Annotated in this window: 14 protein-coding genes and 2 tRNA genes; 3 read left to right on the top strand and 13 right to left on the bottom strand. The window is 69.8% G+C overall.

Annotation, left to right across the window (positions count from 1 at the left end):
- Positions 1-246: 246 nt before the first annotated feature.
- Together G3I71_RS40610 and G3I71_RS40605 are read left to right on the top strand one after the other, a co-directional pair.
- Positions 247-1494: a ferric reductase-like transmembrane domain-containing protein gene (locus G3I71_RS40610; RefSeq protein WP_164323150.1), complete on the top strand. Its 1248-nt coding sequence runs from the start codon at positions 247-249 to the stop codon at positions 1492-1494.
- The gene (locus G3I71_RS40605; RefSeq protein WP_164323148.1) at positions 1491-3110 is read left to right on the top strand and encodes an NADH-quinone oxidoreductase subunit NuoF family protein; all 1620 of its coding nucleotides are present in this window, start codon (positions 1491-1493) and stop codon (positions 3108-3110) included. Before G3I71_RS40610 ends, G3I71_RS40605 begins: the two co-directional genes overlap by 4 nt.
- Positions 3111-3253: 143 nt before the next feature.
- On the opposite strand, the gene G3I71_RS40600 is transcribed toward G3I71_RS40605, so the two are convergent.
- The 9 genes from G3I71_RS40600 to G3I71_RS50530 all read right to left on the bottom strand — a co-directional run bounded on the left by G3I71_RS40600 (position 3254) and on the right by G3I71_RS50530 (position 8546).
- A tRNA-Ala gene (locus G3I71_RS40600) sits at positions 3254-3326 on the bottom strand.
- Between the two features lie 98 nt (positions 3327-3424).
- Entirely contained in the window at positions 3425-3658 is a 234-nt protein-coding gene (locus G3I71_RS40595) for a hypothetical protein (protein ID WP_044472114.1), read from the bottom strand.
- A gap of 465 nt (positions 3659-4123) precedes the next feature.
- Positions 4124-4196: transfer RNA gene (locus tag G3I71_RS40590), tRNA-Ala, on the bottom strand.
- A gap of 107 nt (positions 4197-4303) precedes the next feature.
- Entirely contained in the window at positions 4304-4978 is a 675-nt protein-coding gene (locus G3I71_RS40585; protein WP_164323147.1) for a histidine phosphatase family protein, read from the bottom strand.
- On the bottom strand, positions 4975-5418 hold the full coding sequence (gene rsfS / locus G3I71_RS40580; RefSeq protein WP_164323146.1) for a ribosome silencing factor: 444 nt from the start codon (positions 5416-5418) through the stop codon (positions 4975-4977). The genes G3I71_RS40585 and rsfS overlap by 4 nt, the downstream gene beginning before the upstream one ends.
- A 146-nt stretch (positions 5419-5564) precedes the next feature.
- Positions 5565-7301 carry a LytR C-terminal domain-containing protein gene (locus G3I71_RS40575; RefSeq protein WP_164323144.1) on the bottom strand — a complete coding sequence of 579 codons (1737 nt, stop codon included), beginning with the start codon at positions 7299-7301 and terminating at the stop codon, positions 5565-5567.
- A 16-nt stretch (positions 7302-7317) separates the two neighbouring features.
- Positions 7318-8022, bottom strand: coding sequence for a nicotinate-nucleotide adenylyltransferase (gene nadD / locus G3I71_RS40570; RefSeq protein ID WP_164323142.1), 705 nt, complete (start codon positions 8020-8022; stop codon positions 7318-7320).
- A 66-nt stretch (positions 8023-8088) separates the two neighbouring features.
- Positions 8089-8253 carry a hypothetical protein gene (locus G3I71_RS50535; protein WP_203732653.1) on the bottom strand — a complete coding sequence of 55 codons (165 nt, stop codon included), beginning with the start codon at positions 8251-8253 and terminating at the stop codon, positions 8089-8091.
- 131 nt (positions 8254-8384) lie between these two features.
- Entirely contained in the window at positions 8385-8546 is a 162-nt protein-coding gene (locus G3I71_RS50530) for a hypothetical protein (protein ID WP_203688916.1), read from the bottom strand.
- 101 nt (positions 8547-8647) lie between these two features.
- On the opposite strand from G3I71_RS50530, the gene G3I71_RS40565 reads away from it, so the two are divergent.
- Positions 8648-9760 carry a M48 family metallopeptidase gene (locus G3I71_RS40565; protein ID WP_164323140.1) on the top strand — a complete coding sequence of 371 codons (1113 nt, stop codon included), beginning with the start codon at positions 8648-8650 and terminating at the stop codon, positions 9758-9760.
- Positions 9761-9812: 52 nt separating this feature from the next.
- Here G3I71_RS40565 and G3I71_RS40560 read toward each other — a convergent pair whose 3' ends face one another.
- From G3I71_RS40560 to G3I71_RS40545, 4 genes are all read right to left on the bottom strand, one after another.
- Positions 9813-10883 carry a hypothetical protein gene (locus tag G3I71_RS40560; protein WP_164323138.1) on the bottom strand — a complete coding sequence of 357 codons (1071 nt, stop codon included), beginning with the start codon at positions 10881-10883 and terminating at the stop codon, positions 9813-9815.
- 101 nt (positions 10884-10984) lie between these two features.
- Entirely contained in the window at positions 10985-11593 is a 609-nt protein-coding gene (locus G3I71_RS40555; protein ID WP_164323136.1) for a hypothetical protein, read from the bottom strand.
- Positions 11594-11732: 139 nt separating this feature from the next.
- On the bottom strand, positions 11733-13019 hold the full coding sequence (locus G3I71_RS40550) for a glutamate-5-semialdehyde dehydrogenase (RefSeq protein WP_164323134.1): 1287 nt from the start codon (positions 13017-13019) through the stop codon (positions 11733-11735).
- Positions 13020-13131: 112 nt separating this feature from the next.
- Positions 13132-13596, bottom strand: a complete 465-nt coding sequence (locus tag G3I71_RS40545) for a hypothetical protein (RefSeq protein WP_164323187.1) — start codon at positions 13594-13596, stop codon at positions 13132-13134.
- Between the last annotated feature and the right edge of the window lie 322 nt (positions 13597-13918).

The raw sequence follows: 13918 nt of genomic DNA, 5'->3' as shown, positions 1-13918 counted from the left end.
AACGTGAATCGCCACACAGAAAAACCTGAACCAGGTTCAAAAATTACTCCGCGTAACAACCCCTATGGGACATCACAACGGCCTCACAGCCCTTTGGTAACAGCGCAATAACTCAAACCTCGTACTCCTCGGTATGTCTCGACTTAGAGTTCGACGCGGGACCGCCTTCCCGAACCGCTCGGAGTTGCCCCCATGAACCCTCGTAGTAACAGTTCGCTTCCCGGGACTGGCCGTTCGGCCTCCGGGATGGCGACCGCTGCCATGCTGCTGCTCATACCCGTGGTCGTGCTGGTCGGAGGTGACACGGTCCAGGACTTCCTCAACTTCGGCGCCGGCGTGCTGTCGCTGGTCGCCCTCTCCTGCTCGGTGATCTGGGGACTGGTCGCGACCGACCGGGTCTTCCTGAACACCCGTCAGCGGTTGATCGCACAGGCCGTGCACCGGACGACCGCCGTCTCCTCGGTCGCCTTCCTGCTGCTGCACGTCTCGGTGAAGCTGGCACTCGACCACGTCACGCTGATCGCCGCACTGATCCCCTTCAGCCTCGGCGTCACCGGCACCTCAGGTCTCATCGGCATGGGCTCCATGGCCGGCCTGCTCATGATCTTCACAGCCGTCACCGGCGCGCTGCGCAGCCGGTTCGCCTCCCCGGCACCGGTCGCCGCGCGCTGGCGCGCGATGCACATGCTGGCCTACCCGGCCTGGTGCTTCGCGCTGGTCCACGGCCTGTACGCGGGCCGTCAGGCGAAGCCGGTCTTCACGATCCTGTACAGCCTGTGCCTGGTCGCGGTCATCGCGGCCCTGGCGCTGCGCTCGGCGCCCCGTCCGTTCAAGCGCAAGGTGGCCGCCCAGATCATGGCGATCCTGGGGTCCCAGGAGCGCATGGGCCGCGAGGGCCTGGACGCGAGCCGGGCACGCCTCGGGGAGTCCTCCCTGCCGGGCTACGAGAACCCGTCGGCGGGCAGGCCCGCGCGCGGGGACGCGGGGATACCCACACCGCGCAGCGCGCCCTCCGCGGCGCCGCTCTACGACGCTCCGGCCAGCCGCACCATGACACCCGAACCCGCGCAGGACGGCTTCGCGGCGGCCTACCGTGCCGTGACGCCGCCCCCACGCGCGCAGGACTCGTACATGGACCAGACCGCCCGTATGGACATCCAGTCCACCGAGGCGATGCCGCGGATGGACGGCAGTACGTCGGGCAGCTGGCCGATCCCGTCCCCGCCGCCCCTCGGCGAGGCTCCCGTGTCGGCGTACGACCCGATGAACGACACCGGATACAACATCCCGGTCTATGGCAATCCGGGCGCTGCCGCGTACAACACGGGTGATGTGTACAACACCGGTGAGTCGAATGCCGCCTATGGCACGTACAACGCGAACGACACGTACAACAGCGGTCCCGCCACTGATACAAACCCCGGTGCTTCCTATGACTTCGACGCACCGGGTTCGGGCGAACCTTGGAACGCGCCTTCCGGAGGCTTTAAGTGAACGAGGCTCTGCCCGACGTCCCCGAAGTCCGCGTGGTCGGGCTTCCCCAGCTCACGTCGGGTTTCGACCTTGTCGAACGACTGGACCTGCCCATGCACCTCAAGGTGCATGGGCCGCTCGAACCGATGGGCGGCGAGCAGCTCGCGCAGCTCGCCGAACGCATTTCACTGAAGGGCCGCGGCGGCGCGGGCTTCCCTTTTCACAAGAAGCTGCGGTCGGTCGCCGAGACGGCGATCCGCCGCGGTGTGCGGCCGGTCGTCGTCGTCAACGCGAGCGAGGACGAACCCGCCTGCCGCAAGGACACGGTGCTGGTCAACCGTGCCCCGCACCTCATCCTGGACGGCGCCCTGCTCTGCGCGGAGGCCATGGGCGCCCGCACCCTCGTCATCGGGGTGACACGTGAATCCACCCAGCGCTCCATGGAGGCCGCACTCGCCGAGCGCGGCCTCAACAACGGGCGCCGGTCGGCCCTGCGTGCGCGCGTGCAGCGCAATCCGATCCGGATGGTCACCGGCGCCGCCGCCTCCCTGATCCGTTCCATCGACGGCGGCCCGGCGATCCCGCCCGGCCGCAAGATCAGCGCCTCACAGAGCGGCGTCGGCGGCGCACCCACCCTGCTGTCCAACGCCGAGACGTACGCCCAGCTGGCCATCGCCGCCCGTATCGGGGCCGAGCGCTACTGCAACACCGGCCTGTACGACGAGCCGGGCACCGTCATGCTCACGGTCTCCGGCGCGGTCGCCCGCCCCATGGTGATCGAGGTCCCCACCGGTGTGCCGCTGCGGTACGTCCTCCAGCTCGCCGGCGCCCCGCCGGTCCCGCAGGGTGTGCTGACCGGCGGCTACCACGGCAAGTGGATCGACTCGGCGACGGTCAACGAGGCGATCGTCTCGCGCAACTCCCTCGACGCGGTGGGCGGCGCGCTCGGCGCCGGCGCGATCCTGCCGATCAGCCAGGACACCTGCCCGCTGGGCGAGTCGCTGCGCGTGGCCCAGTGGCTGGCCGAGGAGAGCGCCGGCCAGTGCGGCCCCTGCTACCTCGGTCTGCCCGCCGCGGCGCGCGGCATGGCGGACATCCTCAACGGCGGCGGCCCGGCCGCGCTGGAGGCCGTCAAGCAGGTCGCCAAGTCCGTGAAACGACGCGGCGCGTGCTCGCACCCGGACGGCTCGGCGATGTTCCTGGAATCGACCATCAAGGCGTTCACGGACGACCTCGCGGCCCACGTCCTCGGAAACGGCTGCGGAAGGCCCGTAGAAGGCGTTCTGCCGCTCTTCGAGGGCGGTCAGACGCCCACGGGCATCCCGGGCGGCCAGGCGGAGGAGGAGAGCGGCCCCAGCCGCCAGAAGATCTACGTCGACTGGACCCTCTGCCGGGGCCACGGACTGTGCGCCGACATCCTCCCGGAGGTCTTCGAACTCGGCGCCGACGGCTTCCCGACCGTCGCGCAGGCGAAGGTGCCCCGGTACGCGGAGGCGAAGGCACTGCGCGCGGTGCGCCGTTGCCCGGCGCTGGCACTGCGCCTCGAGGAGGACACCAAAACCTCGGCCCCCGACCGCCTGCCGGTCCTGTCCCAGCGCGGCGGCCGGGGGCGACGCGCCCTGGGCAGCGGTCGCTGAGACACCCGGAAGCAACCACGGCGGGCCACTCGATCGATCGAGTGGCCCGCCGTCCGCGTTCCCCGTACGTATCCCCGCACCCATCTCCGCGCACAACGCCGAAGGCGGGCCATCCTGTTCGGATGACCCGCCTTCGATTTCTGTGGAGCTAAGGAGAATTGAACTCCTGACCTCCTGCATGCCATGCAGGCGCTCTACCAACTGAGCTATAGCCCCTCGCGTCCCACCGGGTTTCCCCGGCGGCGACGCCAACATTACCGGTCCCCCGGTGCAGCACCAAATCGTTTCCGACCGGCCCGGCAGGGGTACCGGGGTCAGGCCGTGACGAACGAGTAGAACCGTTTGAGGGTGCAGTGCTCTTCGAGGAGCCGGCCGTAGATCGGCTCGCCCTCCAGCTCACGGTAGGTCTCGATCGGGTCGCCCTTTATGATCAACGCCCGCGCGCATTCCTCGCACCAGTACTGGTAGTCGTGGTTCACCGGCTCCATGTCACGGACGATGGGCGTACCACTGCCGCACCAGTCGCATTTCCTCCTGTGTGCACCCATCGATCAGCTCCAGCTGTGGCCGCAGGCCGTGCACACGTAGGAAACGCCACCGTTGTCACCGAGCACCTGGGCGACATGGCCGGAACCGCAGGAAGGGCAGCTGAGACGGGTTCTCCTGCCCCGTATGACTGCCGCTTCAGGGAGGTGACCGACCTCCCTGAGGATGCTCGCAGGCATCGCAACTCCCTCCCGTCGGGCCGCGCCCCCTTCGGCCGTTTGATTCTGCCACGGACGGACCAATACGGTCAGCGACGCCTTCGTACCAGTCCGGACACGGCACCCACCACAGCCGTGCGGGCAGCGCAAACTTGCATGTAAGAAGAGCTTCCGCAGAGGTATACGCCTCCGGGACCCCAAGTGACTCAAGCGGGTCCGGGAAGAGTCTGCCGAAGACGGCGGGCGAACGACGAGAGTCCCGCTCCCCTGGGGGGAGCGGGACTCTCGTCGCACGATGTTCTTGATCTGTGGAGCTAAGGAGAATTGAACTCCTGACCTCCTGCATGCCATGCAGGCGCTCTACCAACTGAGCTATAGCCCCTCGCGTTCCGCCCGGACCGGCGGGGCGAACAAGAAGAACTTTAGCCTGCGACCAGCCGGAAAGTGAAATCCGGGTCCCGGTCCCTGACGGGGTGCGGGGAGGGGCGCTCAGTCGTCGTCGCCGAGGACCGGTTCGGGCAGTGTGCCGGCGTTGTGCTCGAGGAGGCGCCAGCCGCGGGCGCCCTCGCCGAGGACGGACCAGCAGCAGTTGGAGAGGCCGCCGAGGCTCTCCCAGTGATGGGACTCCAGGCCGAGCAGGCGCCCGATGGTGGTCCGGATGGTGCCGCCGTGGCTGACCACCACGAGGGTGCCGTCCTCGGGGATCTTCTCGGCGTGCCGCAGCACCACGGGGGCGGCTCGGTCGGCGACCTCGGTCTCCAGTTCGCCGCCGCCGCGGCGGATCGGCTCACCGCGCTTCCAAGCGGCGTACTCGTCGCCGTGGCGGGCGATGATCTCGTCGTGCGTCAGCCCCTGCCAGACGCCCGCGTACGTCTCGCGCAGGCCCTCGTCGTGCGTCACCGTGAGGCCGGTGAGCTCGGCGAGTTCGCGCGCGGTGTGCGCCGCGCGCTGGAGGTCCGAGGCGACGATCGCGTCGGGCTTCAGGGAGGCGAGCAGCCGGGCGGCGCGCCGGGCCTGGCCGATGCCGGTCCCGGTGAGCTCGACGTCCGTGGTGCCCTGGAAGCGCCGCTCCACGTTCCACGCCGTCTGGCCGTGGCGCCACAGGATGAGGCGGCGGCCCGGGCCCGGCTTGCGACGGGCCCCGGCGGGCGCGGGAGCGGTCACCGCAGGCCTCCGAAGTCGGCGGTGTCCTCCTCGACCCGAAGCTTGGCGTGCTCGGCGGCCTTGCCACGGGTGGCCTTGGCGTCGTCGGGGAGCTCCAGCTCGGGGCAGTCCTTCCAGAGCCGCTCCAGGGCGTAGAAGACGCGCTCCTCGCTGTGCTGGACGTGGACGACGATGTCGACGTAGTCCAGGAGCACCCAGCGGGCCTCGCGGTCGCCCTCGCGGCGGACCGGCTTGACGCCGAGCTCCTTGCTGAGCTGCTCCTCGATCTCGTCGACGATCGACTTGACCTGGCGGTCGTTGGGTGCGGAGGCCAGCAGGAAGGCGTCCGTGATCGACAGCACGTCGCTGACGTCGTAGGCGATGATGTCGTGCGCGAGCTTGTCGGCAGCCGCCTGAGCGGCGGCGGAGATGAGCTCGATGGAACGGTCAGTGGCGGTCACTACAAGGCTTTCGGTCGGCGGTCAGGGACCCGTACGGGTTACCCAAGGGTCTCACGGACCACCGACACCACCCCACGTCATTACCGGATCGCACCCCGGGCACCCGCTCGGGCCCGGGGTGTGCGCGCCGTGACACCGTCGCGCCGTCACGAACCAGCCTTGTAGTCCTGGCCGAGGATCACCGACACGTCGGCGTTCGAGGAGACCGTGCCCTTCTTGACCGAGCTCGTGGGCAAGCCCAGCGTCTTGGCTGCCTCGGTGGCGTTCTGCTTGTCGGCGGCGTCGGCATAGGTGACCTGTGACGTGGCGCGGGCGGTGTCGGCCGTACCGGCCTCCAGGAAGGTGAAGCCACCGTTGAGGAGGGCGATGCGGGCCTTCTCGGTGCCGCTCTTGTCGCCGCTGGCGTTCTGGACGGAGACACGGACCGCGGCGCCCTTGTCGGGGCTCTTGGCGGTGCCGCCGAGCACGGTCTTGACGACCGAGGAGCTGGCCTGGGCGCTCAGGGTGCCGTCGCCCCGGACGGGCAGCAGCGCGGTCTTGTAGTCGCCGCCCTTGGCGAGGTCGGCGAGCCTGGCGAGGAAGCTGCCGAGGTCCTTGTCGGTCAGCGAGGGGTCGAGGATCTGCGCCAGCGTCTGCACGGTGACCGTCGCGGCCTGGCTGTCCGAGGACAGCTTGCGCAGCACCCCCTGCATGACCTGCCCGAACCGCTCCAGCTGGGCGTCCTGCGCCTCGCCGGAGGCGAGGTAGGTGGCGTAGGCGACGGCCATCTTGCCGCTGAGGGTCTGGGCCTCGCCCTTCTTCACCAGGGGCGTCGTGCCCTTCTTCTTGGCGTCCGGGTCGGGTACGTCGGTGTTGGTGTCGATGTCGATGTTGCCGACCAGCTCGACGAGGTTCTGCAGGTAGGGGGTGTCGAGCCGCCAGGTGCCCTCGATGTCGGTGCCGAGGACCGTGTCGAGCGCGTCGCGTGTCCCGGAGGAGCCGTCGTCGTCGACGGACTTGGCGAGCGTTGTCGTGGTGCCGTCGTCGTCGGTCAGGGCGAGGGAGTTGGGCAGCAGGACGGTGGTGCCCTGCTTGGCGGTGGCGTTGTCGACGAGCAGCACAGTGGAGGTGCCGCCCTTCTTGGTGTTGTGCAGGTGGACGACGACGACGTCCCGTTTCTGGGCCCCCGCGGTGGTCGCCCCGGTGGTTCTGGTGTCCGTGGAGGACGTCCCGGGCAGCTTCCCCGCGTACCAGAGGTAGCCGGCTCCGCCCACCGCCACCAGGGCGAGGACGACGACCAGGGCGATGCCGCGGCCACGCGCGCGGCGCTTGGCCTCCTCGCGCCGCTCGGTGCGGTTCTCGGTGAAGTTCAGCCAGTCGATGACGTCCTCGGAGTCGCCGGTGGGCTCCTCGACGAAGGCGAACTGCTGGGTGCTGTAGTCGCGTTCACCCCCGTCCTGCGGGCTCTCCTGAGCCTGCGGGACGTCGCCCCCGACCGGCCCGCCCTGCTGCGGGACGTAGGCGGTCTGTTCGGCCTGCGCGGTCCGTGCCGTCGGCACCACGGGCGGTGCCTGCTCGGCGATCCGGGGCTGCTGCCCGCTGCTCGCCGCCTGCCCGTAGGGGTCGTACCCGGTGGCCGGGTCGGCGACGCCGTACGGGTCGTACGACGGGACGGGCTGCTGCTGCCCGGTCGCGTACGGGTCGTAGCCGTACCCCTCGTACCCCTGCGTCTGGGGGGCCTGCTGTGCGTAAGGGTCGTACGACTGCTGCCCTGGCTGCTGTACCTGTTGCTGGTACTGCTGCTGTGGCGCCACCGGCTGGTACACAGGCCGGCCGTGGTCGTCGTAGCCGACGAGCTCGTACTGCTGGTCGCCGTCGTACCCCGAGTCGTATGGGTCGTTCACCGGTGCCCCTCTCGGCTCACTCGCCGCGGTACAGCTCGCGCTTGTCGATGTAGCGCACCACACCGTCCGGCACCAGATACCAGACCGGGTCGCCCTTGGCGACCCTCGCACGGCAGTCTGTGGACGAGATGGCAAGGGCGGGAACCTCGACGAGCGAGACACCGCCCTCCGGGAGTCCCGGGTCGGTCAGGGTGTGACCGGGCCGGGTGACCCCGATGAAGTGCGCGAAGGAGAACAGTTCGTCGGCGTCGCGCCAGGTGAGGATCTGGCCGAGCGCGTCGGCGCCCGTGATGAAGAACAGGTCCGTGTCGGGGTTGAGCGCGCGCAGGTCGCGCAGGGTGTCCGTGGTGTACGTCGGGCCACCGCGGTCGAGGTCGATGCGGCTGACCGAGAACTGGGGGTTCTCGGCGGTCGCGATGACCGTCATCAGGTAGCGGTCCTCGGCCGGCGACACCTTGCGGTCGGTCTTCTGCCACGGCTGTCCGGTCGGTACGAACACCACCTCGTCGAGGTGGAACTGCGCGGCGACCTCGCTGGCCGCCACAAGGTGCCCGTGGTGGATCGGATCGAATGTGCCGCCCATGACGCCGAGGCGGCGCTTGCCCGGGTTCGTCGGGCCGTTGCCGGGCACACGCCGGAGCTCCGGACGGTTCTCCGTGTCGCGCGCCGGACGGTCGCCGGCGTTGTTCGCCGGACCGGTAGGCATGTCCTGCTCTCCCATGCGGCAGACCCTACCGGCCCGACCTGAGGGCACCGGCCACAGGCTCCGGCCCCTCCTGGACCGGAATCAGCGGTCGCGGTTGAAGCGGGTGGTGATCCACAGCAGGAGCAGCAGGATGAAGAGTGCGCCGCCACCTGTGAAGTAGGGGCTGAGGCTCTCGTGGTTGCCGCCGTGCTCCTCGCCCTCGGCTGCGAGGGTGACCAACTGGGCTGCGGTGCTGTGGAAGCTCATCTTCGGCAGGACCTATCCGGTGAGGGCGGGATAAAGACGTCGGCTCATCGTAAGCGTGACCGCCGACGGGGATCACGCCGACTCCGCCGACAGGTCCGGGAGAGGGCCGCCGAGGGAACTTCCGGCCCGTCTCAGTCGTCCTTCTGCCTGTACCCCCGCAGCAGGAACCACGCGGTCAGGATGCAGCCGAAGAACATCACGATCAGCACGACCCGGAGCAGATCGCCGGATCCCTGCTTCTCGGCGGCGCTCGCGGCCTCATTGATCCAGTCGGTTACGGGGGTGTGGTCCATCGGATCGCTCCTTACGGTGTGCTGCCCCGCCACGGTATCTCCGCCTAGGCTGGGCCCCGCTTCGGGGGGCACATAGGGCAATCAGACGCATGGGGGAACACATGTCCGACGACAGCCACGAGACCAACGGACAGGGGCCGGAGGGCCAGGAGAACGTGCCCAGCAGACAGCGCACCCGCTTCCCGGGGATCTCCTCACGGGCGTACGAGCACCCGGCCGACCGCTCCGCCCTGGTCGCCCTGCGCAGGCTCAGCGGGTTCGACACCGTCTTCAAGGCGCTCAGCGGGCTGCTTCCCGAGCGCAGTCTGCGGCTGCTGTTCCTGTCCGACTCCGTGCGCGTCTCGGACCAGCAGTTCGCCCACCTCAACGCCATGCTGCGCGACGCCTGCCACATCCTGGACCTGGAGAAGGTCCCGACGATGTACGTCAACCAGGACCCGCAGCCCAACGCGATGTGCATCGGTCTGGACGAGCCGATCATCGTCGTCACGACCGGCCTGGTCGAGCTGCTCGACGAGGAGGAGATGCGCGCCGTCGTCGGGCACGAGGTCGGACACGCCCTCTCCGGCCACTCCGTCTACCGGACCATCCTGCTCTTCCTGACCGGCCTGGCCCTCCGCGTCGCCTGGATCCCGCTGGGCAACCTCGCGATCATGGCGATCGTCACCGCCCTGCGCGAGTGGTTCCGCAAGTCGGAGCTGTCCGCCGACCGCGCGGGTCTGCTCGTCGGCCAGGACCTCAGGGCCTCGATGCGCGGCCTGATGAAGATCGCCGGCGGCAACCACCTGCACGAGATGAACGTGGACGCGTTCCTCGCCCAGGCCGAGGAGTACGAGGCGGGCGGCGACCTGCGCGACTCCGTGCTGAAGATCCTCAACGTCCTTCCGCGCACCCACCCCTTCACCACCGTGCGCGCCGCCGAGCTGAAGAAGTGGGCCGAGTCCCGCGACTACCAGCGGATCATGGACGGTCACTATCCGCGCCGCGCCGAGGACAAGGACACCTCGGTCTCGGGCTCCTTCCGCGAGTCGGCGGCGAGCTACGCGAGCAACGTCAAGAGCTCCAAGGACCCGCTGATGAAGCTGGTCTCCGACATCGCGGGCGGCGCGGGCGACCTGGGCGGCCGGGTACGAAGGGGCTTCGGCGGGAACGGCAGCTCCGCGCCCGGCGACTCCACCCCGCCCAAGGACCAGCCGCCTCGCGACGAGGACTGACGGGGACCGGCAAAGCCTGCCGATCACCCCGCCGATGCCGGCACCGGTGCGGCTACACCTTCGGCTGCGCCCCCGCCGCCAGCGACCCGCACAACGCCGTAGCACTGCCCGTCGCAAAGGGATCCGTCCCGGCGGGGCCACCCGCCTTCGCGGTCTGGCCGGCCAGCAGCGGCCTCAGGTAACCGACGGAGTCCTCCGCACAGGACAGCGGTCCGGCCTGGACATAGGAGACGACCAGCCGGACCTGGTGCATCCGCAGGTCGTCGAGGTCGAAGGTGAAGTGCAGTTCGCGCCGGACGGTGAACAGGGACGCCTTCGCCTGCTCGCCGGCGCCGGTCGGCCGCAGCGCGTAGACGAACGTGTGGTCCGCGACGACCTCCAGGGTCGACGAGTCGGTCTCGGCGGCCCGCAGCGTGCCCCGTACCCGGATCCTGTCGTCGGCAAGCTGGGCGTGGGCGGGGTCGAAGCGCACCAGCCATCCGGTGGGCGCGTGCCTGCCGTCGGCGGCCGGGCTGTCGAAACTCGCGTCGAACTGGTCGAGTTGGTCCGGATCGAGCATCACCCGCACGGCCCGGATCTCTCGGCCGGCAAGCACCTCCGGATACAGCGAGGACTCGACTATGTAGTCCTTGGCCGCGGTCAGGGCGCTGACGACCTGGCTGTCCGAGAAGTGCGCGGTGCGCCGCGTGGCGGGCAGTGCGATGCCCTCGGCACCTATGGAGAACTGGGCCGCCGGACTGTGCTCGAACAGTTGCTCTGGGTCGATCGCACCGGGTACGGCACTCTGCGGCGCGAGCGGGATCACCGTGATCCGCAGCGGCTCGGGGGCCAACTCGGCGACCGGGCTCTCGTAGGGGTTCCGTACACCCATGTAGATCGCGGTGCCGAAGGCGAGAGCGACCAGCAGGACGAGGATCAGCGCCTGCCGGGACAGCCCCCGGTGCAGGGGCTGGCGACGGCGTACGGCGGGCGCGTGGTCGTCCAGGCGCTCCTGGGCGGAGAACTCCTGGAGCCGGGCAGCGCGGACGAACGACTCGTCGAAGACGACGGATCGGTACTCGTCCTCGTCGCCACCAGGGGCAGCCTCGGGTGTCCCCTCAGGTGGGTCTCCTGATCCGCCCATACATTCAGAGTAGGTCTCCGGAAGCCTCGGTAAACGCCCCGCTGCACCACAAGTTCTGACAGGTTCTCACCAGGAGGGAACAGGGCGCCGGCGGGTTCGGGTCAGGGAGTCCGCGGGATCGCCGAGACGGCCGGCTGGGAGTAGTCGGCCGAGGCCGAGGGACTCGCTCCGATCCCCGGCCCGCTGCCCTGCTCAAGGCCGGTCGAGGCGGGCGGCGGCACCTGTTCCTGACGGCTGGACGACGCCCCCCGGTAGACCGCCGTGAAAGCCAGCGCGACCATGCCGATCCCCATCACGAGGGCGAGCATCCAGGCGACCGGGCGGTGCCATCGGGAGACCTGCTTGCCGTGGGTGCCCGGAGCGCCGTAGCGGCTCTCCAGGAACTGGGTGTCGTCCAGGTCGTCGAGATCCGGAGCGTGGCCGAAATAGGCGGGGTCGTCGGGTCCGAAGCCGTCTTCGTAGCGCTCGTCGTCCCCTCTGGGGCCTCTGGTGCGCGCCCGGCGCGCCTCGGCCTCGGAGGCCTCCGCTCTCGCCTGCGCGGCGGCCAGGAGGCGATCGACGGCGGTCGGCTCGTGCACCACGGCCGCCTGCACGAAGGCCTCGTCGAAGACCACGGAGGCGAACTCTTCGTCCGGCACCCCGCGGTCGTGGTCGTCGTCGGGCTCCCAGCCGTCAGGGAAGAACGGCGTGCCCCCCACGTCCTCCGGCACGTATCCAGAGTAGACCGGGGGTGTCAATTTGGGCAGACGGTAGGGAAATTCAGCTACCGGATGAGATGTGTTTCATTCACCGCGGGCCGCCGCCGGCCGCCGCCGCGCGCCCCGGCGGCCGGACCCCGGGTCCTGCCCGTCAGCGGCGAATGTGCCCGTCACCGGTGACGATGTACTTCGTGCTGGTCAGCTCCGGCAGCCCCATCGGCCCGCGTGCGTGCAGTTTCTGCGTCGAGATGCCGATCTCCGCGCCGAAACCGAACTGACCCCCGTCGGTGAAGCGCGTCGAGGCGTTGACGGCGACCGTCGTCGAGTCGACGAGCTGGGTGAAGCGGCGGGCGGCCTGCTGCGAGGTCGTCACGATCGCCTCCGTGTGCCCTGAGGTCCACAGCCGGATGTGCTCGACGGCCCGGTCCAGCGAGTCGACGACGGCGGCGGCGATGTCGTACGACAGGTACTCCGTCTCCCAGTCCTCCGGGGTCGCCTCGACCACCGTGGCCTTCGAGTCCTTCGCGTACGCCAGCACGCGCTCGTCGGCGTGCACGGTGACCCCGGCCTCGGCGAGCGCGTCCAGGGCGCGCGGCAGGAACTCGGGGGCGATGTCCTGGTGGACGAGGAGCGTCTCGGCGGAGTTGCAGACGCTCGGGCGCTGGGCCTTGGAGTTGATCAGGATCTCGATCGCCATGTCGAGATCGGCCTGCGCGTCCACGTACACATGGCAGTTGCCCGTGCCCGTCTCGATGACGGGGACGGTCGACTCCTGGACGACGGTCCGGATCAGGGAGGCGCCACCGCGCGGGATCAGTACGTCGACCAGGCCACGGGCCCGCATCAGCTCCCGTACGGCCTCGCGGCCCTCGCCGGGTACGAGCTGGATGGCGTCGGCGGGCAGGCCGGCCCCTCCGACGGCGTCGCGCAGCACCCGTACCAGGGCGGTGTTCGACTCGAACGCGGAGGACGAGCCGCGCAGCAGTACCGCGTTGCCGGACTTCAGGCAGAGGGCTGCGGCGTCGACCGTCACGTTCGGGCGGGCCTCGTAGATGATGCCGACGACGCCCAGCGGGACGCGGACCTGGCGCAGGTCGATGCCGTTGGGCAGGGTGGAGCCGCGGACGACCTCGCCGACCGGGTCGGGCAGCGCCACCACGTCCCGGACGTCGGAGGCGATCGCACGCACCCGCTCCGGGGTGAGCGTCAGCCGGTCGATGACCGTCTCGCTGGTACCGGCCTCGCGCGCGCGGGCGATGTCCTTGGCGTTGGCCTCGACGATCTCGCTCGTACGGACCTCCAGCGCGTCCGCGACGGCGAGCAGCGCGTCGTCCTTCTCGGCCCGCGGAAGGGGGGCGAGGTCGGCGGCGGCGGCCTTGGCGCGGTAGGCGGCCTGTGTGACCGGGGACATCGAGTCGTACGGCGAAAGCGTGGTCATGGGGGAAGCGTAGTGCGCCGGACGGAACCGTCCACCGGCTATCCCAAACCCCGAGACAAGCCCCGCAGAGCCCGCAAATCCACCGGACAGACCCCAGAAGTGCCCCGGTGCCTCAGAAGGGGTGGACGCCCACCGGGGTCGCCGGCTGTGGGCCGAAGCCCTCGGCGATGCGGTAGTGGTAGGTCTCGCGGTCGATGACCTCCAGGCCGACGATCTCCCAGGGCGGCAGCTTCGCGGTCTGGCGGTGCTCGCCCCACAGACGCAGGGCGACGGCCGCGGCGTCGTGCAGATCGCGGGCCTCCTCCCAGTAGCGGATCTCCGCGTGGTCGTTGGCGTACCGGCTGGTCAGCAGGAAGGGATGGTCGTGGGCGAGCTGCTCCAGACCGCGCCGGACCTCCTTCAGCGGAGCCTCGACGCCGGAGACGCTGAGCGTGACATGCCACAGGCGCGCCACGTCCTTCGGCTCCTCGTACGCCTCCTCGTAGCGGGCGCCGGCCGCGACGCTCGTCAGGGCGCGCTCCTCGCCCACCTTGCGGGAGGCGGTTCCACCGCGGGACGCCGCCGCCCCAGGGCGCACTCGTCTCACGGCGGCCTCCTTCACCCGATGGTCGTACGGAATCTCCCTGAAACAGAGAGAAGCAGGTACGCACGCTTCATGGGGCACTTTTGCGGAACGTCCACCTCACGGCGGGCGGATTTGCGGGGCGTTCCCCCTGTTTTCGGCCTTTGCGGGACCGCAGCCGACGAGAGGGTCCACAGGTGACGAGCCGCAGGTCCTAGGGCCTGTGTGGAGTCGTGATCTGGTGAGCCCCCGGTGTGGGAAAGCCGGGGGTCCTGGAGTAAAACGGTGGGGTGTCTCGACCTCAACTTTCGGATGCCGAGTGGGAGTTCATCTCCCC

It is taken from the genome of Streptomyces sp. SID12501, assembly GCF_010550245.1.
Classification (GTDB): Bacteria; Actinomycetota; Actinomycetes; order Streptomycetales; family Streptomycetaceae; genus Streptomyces.
This window is presented reverse-complemented; position numbering and strand designations above follow the sequence as displayed.